7 protein-coding genes are annotated in these 15,055 nt (G+C 64.1%); 1 reads left to right on the top strand and 6 read right to left on the bottom strand.

Annotated features, from left to right (window positions below):
* The coding region (locus PQG80_RS28430) for an S-layer homology domain-containing protein (RefSeq protein ID WP_271755225.1) at nucleotides 1–1,183 on the top strand (1,183 nt) is incomplete at its 5' end.
* Nucleotides 1,184–1,388: 205 nt separating this feature from the next.
* Here the strand turns inward: PQG80_RS28430 and PQG80_RS28425 are convergent.
* The 6 genes from PQG80_RS28425 to PQG80_RS28400 form a co-directional block, all read right to left on the bottom strand.
* A complete protein-coding gene (locus tag PQG80_RS28425) occupies nucleotides 1,389–2,774 on the bottom strand; it encodes an extracellular solute-binding protein (RefSeq protein WP_271755224.1) in 1,386 nt (461 codons plus the stop codon).
* 116 nt (nucleotides 2,775–2,890) lie between these two features.
* The gene (locus tag PQG80_RS28420) at nucleotides 2,891–3,889 is read right to left on the bottom strand and encodes a hydroxyacid dehydrogenase (protein ID WP_271755223.1); all 999 of its coding nucleotides are present in this window, start codon (nucleotides 3,887–3,889) and stop codon (nucleotides 2,891–2,893) included.
* A 3-nt stretch (nucleotides 3,890–3,892) separates the two neighbouring features.
* Nucleotides 3,893–4,933, bottom strand: coding sequence for an alpha/beta hydrolase family protein (locus tag PQG80_RS28415; RefSeq protein WP_271755222.1), 1,041 nt, complete (start codon nucleotides 4,931–4,933; stop codon nucleotides 3,893–3,895).
* A 108-nt stretch (nucleotides 4,934–5,041) separates the two neighbouring features.
* A complete protein-coding gene (locus tag PQG80_RS28410) occupies nucleotides 5,042–6,061 on the bottom strand; it encodes an SGNH/GDSL hydrolase family protein (RefSeq protein WP_271755221.1) in 1,020 nt (339 codons plus the stop codon).
* On the bottom strand, nucleotides 6,058–8,766 hold the full coding sequence (locus PQG80_RS28405; protein ID WP_271755220.1) for an alpha-L-rhamnosidase: 2,709 nt from the start codon (nucleotides 8,764–8,766) through the stop codon (nucleotides 6,058–6,060). The genes PQG80_RS28410 and PQG80_RS28405 overlap by 4 nt, the downstream gene beginning before the upstream one ends.
* 120 nt (nucleotides 8,767–8,886) lie before the next feature.
* On the bottom strand, nucleotides 8,887–14,910 hold the full coding sequence (locus PQG80_RS28400) for a fibronectin type III domain-containing protein (RefSeq protein ID WP_271755219.1): 6,024 nt from the start codon (nucleotides 14,908–14,910) through the stop codon (nucleotides 8,887–8,889).
* Nucleotides 14,911–15,055: the final 145 nt, after the last annotated feature.

Genomic DNA, 15,055 nt, shown 5'->3' with positions numbered 1-15,055 from the left:
CAACAACAACAACAACAACAACGGCGCAGGAAACGCTTCGGCTCCCCGTCCGATTACCGAAGCGGACGGAACCGGCCAGGTGGAGTCGGGCCGGATCGTCATCCCGTCCGACGGTCCTGCACAGGCACCATTGACGCTGCTGCAAGCCTGGGCCAAGCAAAACCCCGCGGCCGTCATCGAGATCCATGCGGGCAAGGTATCCTATTCGCTTCCGCTCAGCGAGTTGTCTTCTCCCGCGCTGCTGGCCCTTCTCGGAGCCGATGCCGCGCAAGCGGTCATCCAGATCTCGATCGCGGACGCCAGTCCGCAGCAGAAGGAGCTGGCAAAAAGCGGCGCTGCGAATACGGGCTCCAAGCTATTGACGGACCCGGTAGCGTTCGAGGTAACGGCAGTCATGCCAGGCGGTAAATCGGTACGTTTATCCGAATTCGCCTCGTATGTCCCCCGCTCCTTCCAGCTTGACTTCGACGTCGATCCTTCCCGGACGACCGGGGTCTATCTGGATGAAGCGACGGGTGAACTGCTGCCGGTACCGACTGCATTCCGCGTGGTGAACGGCGTCGCCGTCGCCGACCTGTACCGGAAGGGCAACAGCGCGTACGCGCTCGTTCAAACGAACAAACATTTTGCCGATCTGGCGGGACACTGGAGCCAAGCGACGGTAGAAGCAATGGCCAGCAAGCAGCTGATCAAGGGAATATCGGCGCAAAGCTTCGCTCCCGGCAAACCGGTGACGCGCGCCGAGTTTGCAGCGTTATTAGCGCGGGCGCTGGTCCTGGACGCGTCGGCAGACCGGGCGTCGTTTAAGGACATCCAAGCGAATTGGTACGAAGGCGCCGTCCAAGCGGCTTCGAACGCCGGTCTGATGGAAGGCGACCCCGACGGCAGCTTCCGGCCGGATGCGCAGATCACCAGGCAGGAGTTGGCGGTCGTGTTAAAACGCGCGGCCGAATATGCCGCAAGACCGCTTGAACGCACGAACATTAGCGATCCTCCGCCGCCGTTCGCCGATGACGCGGCGATAGCGCGCTGGGCTAGGGCGGATCTAGCCGATGTCGCGAACGCCGGGATCATGGAGGGAGACGCGACGAACGCCTTCAGACCAGAAGCGCCGGCTTCCCGGGCAGAGGCTGCGGTCGTTCTGAAGCGTCTGCTGATACACTCGGGCATGTATAGCGAGTAGCGCGCTTTTAAATTCGTTCAGAAAAAACAGACAGAATAACGGCGCCTCGCCGTTATTCTGTCTGTTCGCATTTTGCGCCGTTTATCGCTTTGCGAGCCGCGGACGTCCGTTTCGGAAGCCGTCACCTGCAGCGGCTGGCGCACGGGAGAACCTCAAATCAAAAAAAGCCTCCGTCCGGGTGCCGGACAGGGAGGCTGGCATAACCTTAAGTATGCTCGCTAAGCGACTCTATGCGCTCGCACATGGCCGCCTCCGATGCCAGGCCGGACATGTACAGCATCACCTCGTGCAGGAACCTGCGCCACTCCCGCTCCCGCAGGCCGAGCGTCACGCCGAACCGGTACGTCGGGATGATCTCGCGATAGACGTTGAACCGGGACGGGCGGTAGGCGCCTTCGCCCGCTTCGCCGTCCGTCTCCGCCGCCGTCCGCAGCGCGGGCAAGCTCAGCGTGTCGCGGCGGATGATCGACTGCGCGACCGGTCCGGTCAGGAATTCTGCGAGCAGCCGCGCCTCCGCGGCGCGCGGCGAATGCCTGCTCACGGCCAGACCGATCGCGATGACCAGCGTAGCCGGGTCCGACAGCATCGGCAGCGGCGCGATATCGTAGGCGAAGTCCGCATGACGAAGCGCGTTCAAGCCGTAATACGTCGTCAGCATCATCGACAGCTTGCCCTGGGCGAACAGCTCCTCGACGCGGAACTGGGCGTCCTGCTCGGACATGAGCGGAGTCATGCGGCTCGTGACGATCTCTTTATACAGACGAACGCCCTCCAGCATCGGCGTGCCCGTCATGCGAAGCCTGCCGGATGCGTCCCGCTCGGCCTTCGCTCCGCTCTGCAGCAGGAATACGGCCAAGCGATTGCGCTGGGTGGCGGAGAAATGAAAGCCGGCGCGCTGCTGCGGAATCGTCAGCCGGTCCGCCGCGGCAAGCAGCTCGTCCCAGCCCCAGCCGCTGTCCGGCTCCCACAAGCCCCGCTCGCGGAAATGCTCCCGATTGTAGCACAGAATCGTCGGACTGAACGTCAAGGGCAGCGCGAGGAGTTCGCCGTCCAAGGTGAGCGCATCCGTCAAAAACGGATAGCACTCCGGCTCCGCCGCGAGCGGGAGCAGGGCGCCCGCGCTCCCCGATTCCGAGAAGGCCCGCAGCTCCGCGTCGTTCAAGGTCATCACGTCGATTAGACCGTGTTCCAGATACGGCTTCAGCGCCTCCGGGTCAAGTCCCGGCAGCGTGACGTCCTGCACGCGAATATGCGGATATAGCGCCTCGAATGCGGCCAGCTGCGTCTTCAGCGCCGTCTCCTGGATCGTGGAGCCGTGGTGCCCGAGCTTCAGGAGGATGCGCTCGGGCTCGGGCCGCGCGGAGACGACGCTGCCGATCCGCGGCTTTTTTTCGATCAAGCCCTCTCCTGCCAGCTCGGCCAGCACGTCCCGTACGATTTTGTTACTCAGACCGAACTGGTCCGCCAGATCCTTCTCGGACGGCAGGAAGTCCCCCGGCTTTCTGACGCCTTCGAGAATCTCCTGGCGCAGCCGGCTCGACATCTCGTCCTGGCGTATGCGGAACGTTTTGCGGCTATGCTTCGTTTTCATGATCTCTCCTAGCTGCCTCCAAGAAACAAAACGGATTCTCTAACCCGCGCGCGAGTCGGAATCCGCTGTTTTTCTTATCTTAGATGGGCGCTTCCGGGGCTGTCAAATCCAAGCGTCTATGCGAGCCTGAACAGCTGAGATACGTCGACCTCGCCCTTGAGCGGCATGCCCGCGGCGTACCGTTCGACTTCGCCCGCGATATAGTCGCCCAGCCGGCGCAGGCCGTTGTTCTCGGCGCCCGCGATATGCGGCAGCAGCGTCACGTTGGGCAGCGACCGGAACGGATGATCGAGCGCCGGCGGCTCCGGGTCCGTGACGTCGAGGCAGGCCCATAGCCTCCCCTTGCGCAGCTCCTCGGCGAGCGCGTTTTCGTCGATCAGCGTGCCCCGTGCCGTGTTGATCAGAATCGCGTCGTCCTTCATCAGTCCCAGCGTGCGCGCGTTCATCATGCGATACGTCTCCGGGATCGACGGCGCGTGGATCGAGACGACGTCCGACGCGGCCAGCAGCGCGTCCAGCTCGACCTTCTCCGCGCCCATGCCGGCGATCTCGGCTTCGGAGACGAACGGATCGTACACGAGCACCCGCACCTCGAACGCGCGGAGCAGCCCGATCAGATAGCGGCCGGACAGACCGGCGCCGATCACGCCCACGTTCACTTCGTACAGCTCGCGGACGCGCTCGCGCTGCTTATCCCACTCGCCTTCCCGGGTGTTGCGCGACAGCTGCCACATGTTTTTAAGCGACACGATCATGAGGCCCAGCGCCGTCTCCGCCACGCCGCGCGCCAGCGCCTCGTTGGCCGTGCCGACGCGGATGCCGCGCTCCGGAATCTCGGGACTAAGGATCGGCTTGACCGTGCCGGCCGCGTGCAGGGCGATCCCGAGCTTCGGGCAGCGGTCGAGGATCGGCGCATCCAGCGGCGGACAGCCCCAGGACGTTATGAGGACGTCGGCGCCCTCGGCCAGCTCCGCGGCGTGCGCCGGCGTCGGATTGCCCTCGATCTCGTTGACGACGAGCTCGCCGACTCGCTTGATTCTCTCCAGGTGGTCGTTCGTAAAGATACGATCGGTAAAATGGCGGCTTTGCAGCATTACGATTTTTAACGATGTCATCGATCAGTCGCCTTCCTTCATCAGCCATCGGTCTAAGAAGCGGTAAGCGAGCCCGCGGATCTCTTCGGGGAAATCGTGCTTGCCCTCGCCGAGATAGAACCGGAACCGGTCCTCGCGGCCGAGCAGGCCGTACAGCTTCGCCAGCTCTCCCATCCCCTCCGCGACCGAGCGCCAGTGCGGGAAGATCGCGTCCTGCTGCCCCGCATAGTTAAAGAACGGCACGGGGGCGCACAGCGCGGCGATCTCGTGGAACTCGAACGGAATCCGATCCTCCCGCAGATCCGCGCTTATCTTGGGGATATGCGTATAAGGATAAGGACGGTACCCCCAATGCTCCGGATGCGGATCGCCCGCGAACGGGCTGAAGCCGCAGCTCGACACGACGGCGCGGATCCGATCGTCGAGTCCGGCGAGGAAATAGGCGTTGTAGCCGCCGAAGGAGTGGCCGATCGCGCCGATCGCCCGGCGGTCGACGATGTCGAGCGACGCGAGGACGTCGACGCCCTGCATATGGTCCGTGGCGTTCTTGGCGACGGTAGACCACGCCGGATACGCCTCGTAGAACGCGGTGCTGTCGAATGCCGGATAACCCGGATAGATCCGCTCCCCGGCTGTGAGGGCATCCGGCGCGAGCACGACGTACCCGCGCTGGACCAGCTCGACGGCATAGCCCCGGTTCGGTCTGCCCGGCACGATCGCGATATCGTCCTTCCCGATCTCGTGGGTCGGGTGAAGCGCCATCACCGCCGGATAACCCGACGACGGACGGGAGCCGTCCACGGATGCGGCCGGCACGAGCAAGTAAGCGGGCACCTTATCGCCGTAAACCGTGTCGTACTCGACGCGATGACGGGTGTATCCTGCCTCCTCGGTCGCGGACAAATAACGCAGGTTGGCCGGCGGACGCTCCGGCAGCTTTCCGATATAGTCCAGCCAGGTCTTGCGAATCCGCGCGCGCTTCTCGTTCCATTGCACGTTATCGGCGATCCCGGCCAGCAGCGGCGGGATGCCCGTTTTGTTTACTTGCGATAATGTATAGGCCATGGCACTGACTCCTCTCGGGCGATCCCTCTGACTCACATCTAAGTCACATTGTACAGAGTATATCCCGTCCGCCAAGCGAGGTCAATTCTTTTGTGAGTTAGATGTGAATCAGATTGAATGCGTTTCCCGAGTCTCGAACCATTCCGCCAGCGTTTCGTAATATATTTGATGTCCGTAATCGTTCGGATGGTTGATATGGTTCAGCAACAAGCAATCCGGCGTTTTGCCGGCCGCAAGCTCCCGCAGCCAGGCCGCGTGCACGTCCGCGACGCCGACGCCGCATTCTGCGGCCAAGCGGAGGACGGCATCCGCGTACTCGCCGCTCCTGCCGCTCGCGTGCTTCCAATCCGGGTGGGGCGGACAAGGGGTGACGAGCACGATCTCGCATTCCGGGATCTCGCGCAGGCACGCGATCATGGCCCGGAGATGGCTTGCGTAAGCGGCCGGATCGACTTCGGGACCCGCTTCGTACAGATTCTGGTCGTTCATTCCGTAAGCGATCGATACGAGCGTCGGACGAAGGGCGGCGACGTCCTCGCGGATTCGCTTCAATCCGCCCGCGCTCGTCTCTCCGCCGAGCGATTTGTTAATAAGGCGTACGGCCCCGCCCTCGTCGCGTTCATTGACATAATTAAGGAAGCGGTTAAAGTACATATATTTCTCGTCGCTCGCGTCGCCGCCCGCGCTGATGCTGTCTCCGAGCACGACATAGACCGCGTCTCTGCCGTCTTTTCCCTTTCCTAGCCTGCGACGAGGCTTAACGCCGCGCGCTTGCTCAAGGGCCGGTGTCTCTCCGTCGTCCGTCCCCGCGATCCGATAGTCGGCGTAAACGGTATACGCGCGGTTGCTGCACTCGATATTCGTATGGTCGAAGCGGACCGCGCCGTGCAGCGGGTGCAGCGCGCCGTCGGGAATCCTGCTGCGCTGCGTGCGGCGGATCGTTCCTCGTTCGTAGTCGACCAGATAGTCGGCGCCCTCCTCGTACGCAACTACGCCGGAACAGCTCGCGTCCGCTTGGCTTCTAAGCGTCGGCGGCTCGGCGCGGTCCGGGGGATAACGAAAAGGCATGGCCGTCTCGCCGACGAATACGAAAGCCTCGTTCTGCTGTCTGCCGTGTGGCCGCATCATCGCGATCCTCCTCCTTTTATCGTGAAATGGTAGTCTCCCGAAGCGACGTCGACCGCCAAGCCGCCAGGTACGCGATCGCAGCCGCTCACGCCGGGAATGCCTCCGGCGAACCGGCCGTCCAGCCACAGCGGCAAGCCCGATTCGCTTACCTGCGGCGCGGCGCAGGGCGCAATCGGCAGTACGACCCTCCCGCGCATTGCCCCCGGCAGGCTGATCTTCATTTCATATCCGTCCGCCTCCGCGTCATGCGTCCGCTCCCATCTTGCGACGACAGTCCCGCGGACGGTAGTAACGGCCGCCTCCGCGTACGAGAGGCCGGTTGGCATATACGGCTCGATCCGCGCCTCCTCGAACCCGGGCGCCGCGGACCGGATGCCGACGATATACGCCTGCAGCAGACGGGCCGGATAGCCGTTCCACGCGTGACAGTGGGACTCGATATCGTCCCAGCCTTCCCACAGCGTCGTCGCGCCCTGCTTGATCATATGCCCCCAGCCCGGATATTCCTCCCTGGCGATCAGGGCATACGCCGCCTCCGGCGCGCCTAGCTCGAACAGCGCGCGCAGCAGGGGGAGCGACAGCACCGTGCGCGCTTCCCAATCGGCGTCCGCGACCCGGCGCAACAGCGAAGCGCGGTCTTCCTCCGGCACGAGGCCGTACAGGATCGCGAGGCCGTTGACGCCCTGATGCGATTGACCGGAGCCGAGTCCGCTTCTGAAGCTCTTGCGCTCCGGATCGTACAGCTTGGCGACGATCGCGCGCTTCAAACGTTCCGCGCGCCGCGCATAAACGCGCCGCTCTTCCGGCAGTCCCAGGGTGCCTGCCGCGTCCGCCACGATGCAGGCCGCGCGATACAGCTTCATATTTTGCACCGTTAGAAACGAGACTTCCTGGTCCACCGTCGGGTACGGCCAGTCGCTGATATGCCAGCCCCGGTCCAGAGGCGCCAACCCGACGTCCGGGTCGACGATGCCCAGGTAATAGTCCGTCACACGCTTCGCCGCGACATAATGACACGCGAGCAGCCGCTCGTCTCCGACGGACTCGTACACGTGCCGGAGCAGCGTGCAAAAATGGAGATCCCACTCAGGAATGCGCAGATCGAAGTCCGGATGCTCGGCGTTGGACGGCGCGACGAAGGGAAAAGTCCCGTCGGCGCATTGCGCGTCCGCGAAGTCGGACAGCGTCTTCTCCAGCAGATGCCGCGCGTCGAAGTTGTACAGGAGCAGCTCGGATTGCAGGTCGGCGTCCGCCAGATACTGCGCCTGCTCCCGGTGGGGGCAGTCCGCGAGCTGGCCGAGGGCGTTGTTTTTCTGCGTCTGCACGCTCGCCTCGTACAGCCGGTTCAACAACCCGTCGGAGCAGTGAAAACGACCCTCGAACGCCATATCCGTATGCGCTGAGACGATCCATATATTCGTGCCTGGCACCAGTCGCTCGGGGTATCCCGTCACCTCGACGTACCGGAATGCCTTATAAGAGAAATCGGGCTCCCAACGCTCGGTCTCGTCTCCCCGCATCGTGTACTGATCGTAATAAAATTCCGACTGTTCGTTGCTGACGCGATGAACGACGGCGCCCTTCTCGTCCAGCGTCTCCGCGTACCGCATGCGGACGGTCGTCCCGCGGATGCCGCGCAGGACGATACGCGGCCAGCCGGATACGATCTTGCCGGCGTCGAACACTTGGCGTGCCGCGAATGGGGCATCTGGAGCCTCCGGAACATGCGCAGGCGCAATCAGCTCCTCGACCGCCCCTTCGGGGATCGTCTGCCAGACCATCGGCCATTCGTCCGGAGCGGTCTCAGCCGGCGCGGCCCGCCTGCTCGCCTCCGGGCGATATCCGGGCTGCAGCCATGCGGGATCGTGCTTGCGCGCGTCATAATCCTCGATCGCCGATAGGCGCCGATTCTGCTGATACGGCGAGCTCACCGCATAGGGGACATCGATCAACGTCTCCCAGCTGTCGTCGGTGCTCCACGTCTCCCTGGCCCCGTCTTCATAGCATACCTCCAATTGCAGTCGGAAGCCGGGCTTCCCGTTGACGTAGTTCTGCCCGCTGCCGCCCAGATAGTGGGCGACCGCGGCGATCGTCGTCGCCCCCGCTTGCAGGAGCGAGGTCACGTCGTACGCCAGGTAATACTTCCGCTTGGCCGGGTCGGTCGGCGCGGGAGACCCCCAGCCGCCGATCCGGCGCCCGCCCACGTACGCGCGGACGGCATGGTGGGCGGAGACGAACAGCTTGGCGTAAGCCACGGGCCCGCGGACGCGAATATCCTTCCGAAAATAAGCGAAGTCGTTCGTCCGGATACCCGCGTCATGCCAGATCCAGGCCGCCCGCCAGTCGCCGGCGTAGAGGCCGGTGTCGAAAAACGAAGGCTGCGAGACGGCGGCGCGCCCGTCGGCGTCCCAAGCCTCGACGTACCACCAATATCGCCGCGATCCGGACAGACGCGGCCCGCCGTAGTCGAGTTGGAGATGCCGCCCTTGTACGAGCCCGCTGTCCCACACGTCTGCCGCGTTCGATGCGAGCGTCGATGGTTCGGAAGCGACGCGCAGGCGGAAGGCGGCGTGGATCGCGCCTCTCGCCGAGCTATGCAAGCGCCACGAGAACCGGGGCTTGTCGACGTCGATCCCGAGCGGCTCCTTGATCCCTTCCACGCGCAGTTCTCCGATCGTAAATTCGATATGTCCGGTCTTATTCATATAAGCAACCTTTCCCGCTCTGGCAAGCGCCTTCTTGAACGATCCGCCGAAATAAAAGCTTGCCGCACTCGCCGATCGCGAGGCGGCAAGCTTAGCTTCCCGCGGCTGCAGCAGCAGCCGTCAGGCGCCCGAAGGCATCTGGTACATCGTCACGTAATCGAACTTCAACCGGCTCGTGTACCTGCTGCTGACGAATCGGATCTCGCTTACCGAGCCGACCGCCGAACTCAGCATCGACAACCCTTCGATTCGGTAAATCCCGGTCGCGCGGTCAAGCGTGCCCGGCGCGTCCACGGTACCTGCGTACGCCTTCAGGGAGTCGGATTGCATCTCGATCGCATACGTCTTGGCGTCCATATCAAGCTCGTATCGCAGCGTGAGCCATTCGTCGTGAGGCAGCGCGAACCCGTAGGACTTGGGGATAATGCCGTAGCTGTCCACGCCGTTCACCCGCTTTGTATACCCGAACAGTCCTTCGGACAATCCGGAGAAGCGCGCGACCTCCGTCGAACCGCCCATCAGTCTGAGCGTAAAGGCGCCGAAGGGATGCGACAGCTCCTCGAATCTGAACCTCGTCTCTACCGCTACCTTGCCGCCGATCGCGGACGTCGAGCGCCTGACGAACGGCGTCTCCGCGTATTCGTTGGCCGCATCGTAGTAGCTGTCCTCGATCTGCAGCGCCTTGCCGCCGCCGGACAAGGCGACCGCCTGAACGCCGGTGCCGCCCGTCGCCGAGACCGTCCAGCCGCCGCCGGTGGATACCGTACCCGTCGTCCAGCCGTCGAACGACTCATAAAATTCGCCGCCGGCATTGGCCGCGGGCAGCGTCACCGTCAGCTCTGGTCCGTCCGCGGATACGTTGCCGCTCGCGTCCTCCGCCTTCAGCTTGAACGTATAGGTGCCGCCTGGCGAGAGCCCGGTCGCGTCGTACGCGATGCCCGACACGGACGCCGTCTGGACGAAGGACCCGCCGGGATTGTCCTTGCGGTATACGCGGTAGGCCGCGACCGTGCCGGAATTGTCGCTCGCCGAATCCCAGGACAGCTTCACCGTGTCGGCGAATGCATGGTCGGATTGGATCGCGGCCCCTGTGGCCCATTCCGGCGCGACCGTGTCGGGTATCGTAATCTGAATCGGTGCGCTCTCCTTCGACCGCTGTCCGTTCGTCTTAATGGACCGTACCGTGGCCGCGTACGTCTCGCCGACAGTCAGTCCGGTCAAGGTTGCAGTGAGCGTGCCGACCGGTACCTCCGCCTGCTGAACGCCGTCCAAATAGACCCTGTACGCCAGAACGTCGTCCGCATTTTGCGGCGCGGTCCATTCGAGCGTGGTCGACACGGACGTCTGGGCGCCGACCTGCAAGTCCGTCGGCACGAGCCCGAAGGATGTGTCCTCGTATATCGTCAGGTAATCGTACTGCAGAATGCCCGTATATAGTCCGCTCCGCATCGCGATTCCCGTGACGGACGATACGTTCGCCGCCGCGTTCAGGAAAGGCAGGCCCTCTACCCGGAACGTGCCGGTCGCCGCATCGAACTTGCCCGCCGCCAGCTTGCCCGCGAAGCTCTTGAAGCCGTCCGATTGAACCGACAAGTTATAAGTCTTGGTATCGGTATCGAGCTCCGCGCGCACCGTGATCCACGCGTCATGCGGCAGCGGCACGGAACTGCCGCCTTCGAGCAGCGGGATCCGCACGTAGCCGCTCGTGCCGTTCGTCTGCTTCATATAGCCGAATGCCCCGTCGGAGAAAGCGTTGAACCGGGCCACCTCGACGTTGGCGTCTCCGAGCAGGCTGAAATAGAAGGTGCCGATCGGCGTCGACTGCTCTTTGAACCTGAAGCGCGTCTCCGCGACGACCTGTCCGCCGAGCGGCGAGGAGATGGATCGCTTCGTGTACGGCGTTTCCGCATACGGGTTGGCCGGATCGTTGTAGTTGTCCGTCGACTGCAGCGCCTTACCGCCCTCCGGCAGCTCGGCCACCTCGACCAGCGTGCCGCTGGCCGTCGTGAAGGTCCAGTTCGGATGCGCCGACTGGACCGCCGTCCCTGTCGTCCAGGCATCGAACGTCTCGTAAAAGTCGCCGCCCGAGCCGGCCGTCGCCGGTAACGTCACCGTCACCTCCGGGCCGGCGGCCGAGACGTTGTGCGAGACATCCTCGGCCTCAACTTTGAAGCTGTAGCTAGCGCCCGGCGTCAGGCCGACGACGTCGTACACCGTCCCCGCCACGCTGGCCGTCTCCGCATATGCGCCGCCCGGATCGTTTTTGCGGTACAGCCTGTAGGCCGAGATCTTGCCCGAATTGTCCATCGCTGCGTCCCACTCGATACGGGCCGTCCCGCCGTCGAACGTGCGGACCCGGATGGCGCCGTCTGGATCGTCCCAATACGGCGCCGTCGTATCGGCCGTCGTAAAGCTCGCCGCCGCGCTGGCGGGCGAACGGTTGCCGCTCGCGTCCATGGCTCTCACGGTGAGCGCGTACGTCCGGGAGACCGCGAGACCGGAGATCGTACCGGACGTTGCCGTGCCGGGGACGGTCGCTCTCTGCACGCCGTCCGCGTACAGCGCGTAGGTCTCGACTGCCGTATCGTCCGTAGACGCGCTCCAGGATAGCGTTGCCGCCGTATCGGTCGACGAGACGACTTGAACGTCGCCGGGCGTCGTCGGCGGCTGCTCGTCCGCGCTCGGCTTCATCAAGCCGATCCAATCCAAGTTCATGGCGCCTCCCGCATGCCACAGCCTCACGGTGGTCAGGCCTGCGGGGAGCGCCGTCTCCGTCTTGACCCGCAGACCCCGCCAGGAGGTGGCCTCCCTGCCGAAGTCTTGCGGGTATGTTGTCGGCGCTTCGAACGTATAGAAGCTATCGCCGATCATCGCCTGGCGCGTCGTCTTGCCGTCCGGCGGCGTAGACCAACCGCCTACATACTTGAACACCAGGTCATAAGTACCCGCAGCGGGGACGTCGAGTTTCCATTCGATCCATTGTCCTTCCTGATCCCAGCTGGCGACGCCTGCGCCGCCGGACAGGAACGGACGCGTCGTATACTTCGCGATGCCGGTATCCGCCTTGGCGAACGTCTCCGCCTCCTTCCACGCGATCGGCAGCGTATCCCGCTTCGCCTCGGGATCGGACCAGAAATCGGCCGGCAGCGGCGTTCCTCCCGAATGCTTGACAAGCTTCAGCGTACCGCCCGCTCCCCGCTTGATGACCGTCGCATCCTCCTCGAGATACAAGTACTTCGGCACGCCGTATTTCTCGAACGTGAATCCGTCCGGCGCTTCGACGATCTCGTAGAGTCCCTTGGCATTGCCCAGTCCGCCGCGGCCGACAGGCACGCCCTCCGTGTCGCCGTAGACGGCCAGCGTCACGGAGCCCGATACGCCGTCGATCTCCGTAGCCAGCGTCATCGGCGCCAGCTCGCCCGGCATCGGCGCTTCGTTCAGCTTGAACGCCCGCTGTCCCTTCTCCACGGTCACGGTCGCGACGCCGCCCGAGGCCGTCCAGTGCACGCCTCGCAGTCCGACTGCCGCGTCTGCAGAACCGCCCGCGGGAATGTCTGTTCCGCTCTCGAAGTCGCGCAGGCGGGCGATATTCGCCCCGCGAAGCGTGACCGTCGTATCGCTCGGCCCCGACACGGACAGCTGGTCGCCGCCGAAGACGATCGTCGCGCGCTGGGCGCTCTCGATGACCGCGATGCCGTCCTTCACCGCCTTGGTCCCGTCGACGAGCAGTACCGTATCGCCCTTGACGGCCATGGCGGCCCCGTCGAAACGAATGTCTCCCGCGTCCACCTCGCCGCCGGCGCCGAGTCGCACGTAGACGACCGTGCCGTCCGCGTACGAGAGCTTTTCGTACGTTCCTTCATTCTCGGCGACGACGCCTGACGGCACGGCGTCCGACGCATAGGCTTCCATTGTCGCGACGATGGTCGCGGCGTTCGCCTGCGGCGTGACGAAAGCCGCATGGAGCTGTTCCTCCTGCGCGTACGGTGCGTCGGGCTTCCACTCGTCGCCTGCCGCGTCCAGGTATCGATCTTCGACCGTGGCCGTCACGCCGGCCGGCGCCTGGATGCGAACCTTAAGCGCGGCGCGGCCGTTCACGACCGTCGCGCCCGCCTCGTCGGCGTCGAGGTTCAGCTCGTCCTCGGCATGCAGCCGCCATTCGTAGGCATGCGTCCCGGCGCCGGCCGCCTTGAGCCGGTCGATGACGACGAATTGGTCCGGCCGCACGTAGATGATCGCGCGATTCGCCGCATCGAGCGCGCCTCCGTACGCGGCGGCGGCCTCGCCGACCGTCGCGTCGAAGTCGGGATGCGTGACGAACCCGTCGATTCGGCCGTCCGCCTCGATGCTGCCGTCGGTTTGTCCGGTCTTGCCGTCGAACGTGATCGCGTTGTAGGCGAACGTATTTTTAAAGTAATGGTTGAAATGGTCGTTGCCGTATGTCGTGTAATAACCCGACTCGATCGCGAGCGTCTCGCCGAACGCGTTCAGCGCGAAGCCGTTCTGGTTGGCATGGGAGTGGTTGAACGTTCCGTAAGGGCTGGATCTGAAATAAAGAGAGACCCGGTCCGGATCGTACAGGCTCGAATGCATGGCGACATAACCGACGTCGCGGAACCACTTGCCGTTCGGCAGATCCGTCGGCAGCCGCTCGGGAACGCTGTCGTCGCCGTAAAAATAATTGGGAAGCTCCGGGCGCGTAGGCGTTCCGATCGCGTTGGCCGCCCATTGCGAGCGGGCGTCGCCGTATATCTGCGCAAAGCGCTTGTACGCGGCCACGCTCGGCGGTCCGGGCGCGAAGTGGGATTCGTCGCCGAACACGCCTCTCGGACTTCCGCTCGGGTACATGTACAGCGGATACAGCGGCTCGTTTCTCGAGTAAGCTTTGTCGTACAGGCTAAAGCCGGTCGAGCTCAGCAGAATGTCGGCAAACTCCTTGTTGGCGAAGCTTGACCACCGCCAGTATCCCGTACCCTGCGACCAGCCTCCGTCTTCGCCGCCCCACGGCGGAAGCAAATTGATATAGGCCGGGACGACCTTGCGGTACCAGTCCTCCGCCTCGTCGACGTCGTTCAGGAGCGCCGTCGCGATAATGCCGAGATAGCCGAGCAGCGTCCAGCCGTGCGAATCGTACGGGTTTTTCTCGATCGGATACGAGGCGAACGCGCTCACGATTCGTTCGGCCCTCGCCGTGACCATGTCCAGCACCTGCTCCCGCTCGGCGGGCGCAAGCAAGCCGTACAGCCAATCGTAGGCCATCGCGGAATTGTAGGCGATATAACGATGAACCTGGTCGTGGTTTTCATAACTCGTGCTCCCGTTCGGATCCCAGGAGGCGAGATCCAGGAGCCGCGCCTTCGCGTAAGCGCCGGTCTGCGCGTCTCCGGTCACGAGATAGACGAAGGCCGAGTCCATCATGACGTTTACCGCGCCGTCGGACTGATCCCGAAGCTTTCTTTGGGCTTGGACGTAAGCGGGGGAGAACGGATCGCTGCCCGGAATGCCCTCGAAGACCGGTTCGACCAGGCTGCATTTCGAGGGATCGGTCGCGCACTTGTTCATATTCGCCGTCGCCGCGGCGAGCCGGGCCTCGTACACGGTCTTGCCAACGGACAGCCTAAGGTCCCGGAAATCCTGCAGCGTCGCCGCGTTCGTCCAGATCCGCGGGTGCGACGTGCCGACGTTCGCGATCAGCGTATCGACGGAGGGCACGACGAAAGGCACGTTGTCCTCCTCGATCCTGAACCTTCGAATCGCGCTCCAATCCGACCAGCCGCCGGCTGACGTATGGTACTTGACGCGCCAATACCAGGTACCGGCATCGAACGTGTTGGAAAAGTTATAGTAATTTCGGACGATCGCGGCGTCTTCGTATACGACGCTGGCGACCGAAGCGCTCCTGCTTACCTGCAGATGATACGAATCCGCGCCGCCGATGAACGGCCAATGGAAGTCTGGCGGATTCTGGCTCGTCACGAGCCCGTCCGCGGGCGCGTACGGCATCGTGTAGCCGGATCCGTCCGGCCAGTTCCCGGCGGCCGACGCCGAGCGGGGGGAGGCGAACGAACCGATGCCGAACAGTTCGAATAGCATAACGAAAGCGAGTCCCAATGCCAGCCGTCCTCTTGCCTTCCAGCCCGTCATGAATCATCAGCTCCATTATCGATCGATTTTTACTGCCGCTTGCCGCCATGCGCCGTACGGTTGCGCCCCCTGCGCGACGCCGCCGGCGCCATCGCCGGCTCCCGCCTCTGCCCGTCGCCCCCGCCCCCCTCCCACCCCGCCCGCC

It is taken from the genome of Cohnella rhizoplanae, from assembly GCF_948329515.1.
Taxonomy (GTDB): Bacteria; Bacillota; Bacilli; order Paenibacillales; family Paenibacillaceae; genus Cohnella; species Cohnella rhizoplanae.
Note: the sequence above shows the minus strand (reverse complement) of the source record. Positions and strands in the feature narration are given on the sequence as shown.

Excerpts from the sequence above, each read along its gene's own strand:
- PQG80_RS28425 (WP_271755224.1), bottom strand. The coding sequence starts at position 2,774 with ATGAAAACGAAGCATAGCCGCAAAACGTTCCGCATACGCCAGGACGAG.
- PQG80_RS28420 (WP_271755223.1), bottom strand. The coding sequence starts at position 3,889 with ATGACATCGTTAAAAATCGTAATGCTGCAAAGCCGCCATTTTACCGAT.
- PQG80_RS28415 (WP_271755222.1), bottom strand. The coding sequence starts at position 4,933 with ATGGCCTATACATTATCGCAAGTAAACAAAACGGGCATCCCGCCGCTG.
- PQG80_RS28410 (WP_271755221.1), bottom strand. The coding sequence starts at position 6,061 with ATGATGCGGCCACACGGCAGACAGCAGAACGAGGCTTTCGTATTCGTC.
- PQG80_RS28405 (WP_271755220.1), bottom strand. The coding sequence starts at position 8,766 with ATGAATAAGACCGGACATATCGAATTTACGATCGGAGAACTGCGCGTG.
- PQG80_RS28400 (WP_271755219.1), bottom strand. The coding sequence starts at position 14,910 with ATGACGGGCTGGAAGGCAAGAGGACGGCTGGCATTGGGACTCGCTTTC.